Annotated in this window: 3 protein-coding genes and 1 pseudogene; 1 reads left to right on the top strand and 3 read right to left on the bottom strand. The window is 59.7% G+C overall.

The window, feature by feature from the left end; all coding sequences use genetic code 11:
- Positions 1–193 precede the first annotated feature (193 nt).
- The gene (arfA, locus tag Q0349_RS02065; protein WP_298079182.1) at positions 194–412 is read left to right on the top strand and encodes an alternative ribosome rescue factor ArfA; all 219 of its coding nucleotides are present in this window, start codon (positions 194–196) and stop codon (positions 410–412) included.
- On the opposite strand, the gene Q0349_RS02060 is transcribed toward arfA, so the two are convergent.
- The 3 genes and pseudogenes from Q0349_RS02060 to Q0349_RS02050 all read right to left on the bottom strand — a co-directional run.
- Positions 357–1493 (bottom strand): NnrS family protein, encoded by a 1137-nt coding sequence (locus Q0349_RS02060; protein WP_298079181.1) that lies wholly within the window; start codon positions 1491–1493, stop codon positions 357–359. The two genes, arfA and Q0349_RS02060, sit on opposite strands and share 56 nt — an antisense overlap.
- Positions 1494–1520: 27 nt before the next feature.
- Positions 1521–2282 (bottom strand): DpnI domain-containing protein, encoded by a 762-nt coding sequence (locus tag Q0349_RS02055; RefSeq protein ID WP_298079180.1) that lies wholly within the window; start codon positions 2280–2282, stop codon positions 1521–1523.
- A pseudogene (locus Q0349_RS02050) lies at positions 2282–2497 on the bottom strand (ABC transporter ATP-binding protein); the annotation flags it as partial. The gene Q0349_RS02055 and the pseudogene Q0349_RS02050, both read right to left, overlap by 1 nt.

The following is a 2497-nucleotide window of genomic DNA, read 5'->3' as shown; positions in this document are numbered from 1 at the left end:
ATTATAGCCATCCACCGAAAGCCTCATACTGTGTTGCGTCGCCTCGCCGTACAAATGCGTACTGCCTTCGGCGACGCGCCTTGTCTGAAACTTTCGGTGGATGGCTATATTTTCAGGCGGCCTTTCTGATTTCCGGCTGGATTTGGCGAAAAAGCGGCGTATAATCCGCCGCCCTTTAATACGGAGAAACAACATGAACCGACGCAGCCTGCATCAGGATTTGCTGCATAGCGGCAAGTACCGTCAACAAATCGTCAAGGCGAAGAAAGGCAAAGGCGCCTTCAGCCGCCACGACAAGCACAAGAAACACCGCCATGAACAGGGCGGTGTTTCTTTTTGGGGCTGCGGTCGCCGTCTCACCGCGGCTCGGTGCGGCGGAAAATGCCGATATAACGCAGCGCATAAAGCGTAAACGCGGCGGCGATGCAGGCGGCGGGAATGGCGTAAATGGTGGCGAGACCGGGCGCATAGAGTGCGCCGAAGCAGCGCGACAGGCCGCCGCAGAGGATGAGGGCGAGGGCGAGGCGGGTGTCGCGATAAAAATGCAGTTTCAGCCCGCTGTGGCGGATGCCGGCAATGCTCATGATGGTCAGCACCATCGCCAGCATTGCCGCGATGGCGAGCAGGTGCCGGGCCGGGCTGTACAACGCCGGGGCGGCGAGTTGCGCGATGCCGGTCATGCCATAGCCGACGGCCAGCGCCAAACTGACGCTGTAATTGGCACGGACGTAATGCGCGCGCAACAGCAGCAGGCTGTGCCAGTCCTGCAAGCGTGCGGCGAAGGCGGCGGCGACCGCGAGCGCCAGCCAGCCCTGGATGTTGTCCGCTGCGCCTGCGGCACCAACGACGATGTAGAGGCCAAGCATCAGCGCGCTGATGTTTTTCGCATAGGGGTTGGGCATGAAGCGCAGTTCGCCGTGGCCGCCGTCTTTCAGCGCCTCGTTGCCAAGGACGCGGCCAACGCGGAAATTCACCAGTGCGACCGCAATCAGCATGGTATCAACCATTTGGTGCAGCGCCGCCCCGTCCGGCCTGAAGCTGTAGCGGACGTCGAGCGCGGTGAGCATACTCATGGTGATGACGAAACTGGTGAGGTTCGTGCGGCGGTTATGGATGACGCGCCAGGCGGTGTAGGCGCTGAGATAACCCCAGAAGGCGGCACAGGCGGTGAGCGCGACGGACGGCCACGGCAGGGCGAAGAGGATGCTGCCCCAGAGGGCAAGCAGCAGGCAGCTGTGGATGCTGCGCGGCGCGGGGTCGCCCGTCCACGACGGCAACGCGGTCATGAGGAAGCCGACGAAGCCCGCCCCGGCGCAGAGGTTGAGGAAGGCGAAGGCGTGCCAGTGCAGCGGGAAATGCCCGGCGTACTGCGGCGCGAGCAAGAGCGCCAGCCACGGCAGGAGTGCCACCCAGGCGCCGAGGCAGGCGAGCGGGAAAAAGAGGCGGAAGGGGTGTTCGGTGTTGCGCAGGGAGAGAATGTCGGCGGGGGTCATGGCTTTTGGGGCGGGCTGATTTGGGGTTCAGAGGATTTTTCGGTATTGCCCGCGCGCGATAAATTCGATGATGTTTTGCGCGCGCAGAATTTGTAATTGTTGGCGGATTTTTGCCTCGATATGTTGATTGGCGGGGAATTGCCGGTGCAAGGTTTCGGCAAAGGCATAAACTTGCGCCAGGGTGAATTGTGCGGGCAATAAATCCAGGCAACGCATGATTGCCAGCAGCCAGCTTTTCTTTTCCGCTTTTTGTCCCCGCAGATAGAGATGCGCTTGCCATTGTTTTTGCACGATAGCAGGATCAATTACCTGTTCTTTTTCAATCAGGCGGATTTTGCCACTCTCCGGCAGACCACCGAGATTCATGTCGCACATCAAATAATCTTTGCGTCCTTTCAGCATCTTGCGGCGCGGCACAATCATGGCAGCGGTCACGAAATGTTTGGGCACGAGGACAAGCTGTTGCACGCGGTAATCACGGCGGCGGTAAGCGAGAAAGAAGAAACCAGGATTGTCTGCCGCCTGGATGCGTTCAATCATGGTGCGGTATGCGCCATCGGGGACTTTTGCGCCGATGGATAATCCGTTTTTGCTTTTTAATTCGTAGTTTTCGTGGCAATGCGGGCAAATGAAATCTTTAACGCGGCTGTTATTCTCCGTTTTTTGTAGCGCGCGGCCACAATGGATGCAGGGAATATGGGTTTTCAGCCAGTGTTCGGAAAGGACGCGCACGATTTGCGCGCGGCTTTTGTAGCCAGCGGCCTGGGCGGGGTCAAAACAGAGATTCATCAATCCGCCAGCGCCGCTTCTTCGATGCCGCGCAGGGCGGGGTGCGCACTTTTCGCCACACACCAATCGTGGTTACGAGCGCTGAAGGGATCGGGCAGGTGGATTTCGGCGAAGGTGGTCGCCGGTTTGCCGCCGAGGCAGTAGATGTGTTGCGCGAGGCGCACCGCTTCCTGCGCGTCGTGGGTGACGAGGACGACGCTGGTGCCACCTTCAAT

It is taken from the genome of uncultured Cardiobacterium sp. (assembly GCF_938028185.1).
Lineage (GTDB): Bacteria > Pseudomonadota > Gammaproteobacteria > Cardiobacteriales > Cardiobacteriaceae > Cardiobacterium.
This window is presented reverse-complemented; position numbering and strand designations above follow the sequence as displayed.

What these genes read in the sequence shown, in the direction of transcription:
- Q0349_RS02060 (WP_298079181.1), bottom strand. Translation starts at nt 1,493, where the DNA reads ATGACCCCCGCCGACATTCTCTCCCTGCGCAACACCGAACACCCCTTC.
- arfA (WP_298079182.1), top strand. Translation starts at nt 194, where the DNA reads ATGAACCGACGCAGCCTGCATCAGGATTTGCTGCATAGCGGCAAGTAC.
- Q0349_RS02055 (WP_298079180.1), bottom strand. Translation starts at nt 2,282, where the DNA reads ATGAATCTCTGTTTTGACCCCGCCCAGGCCGCTGGCTACAAAAGCCGC.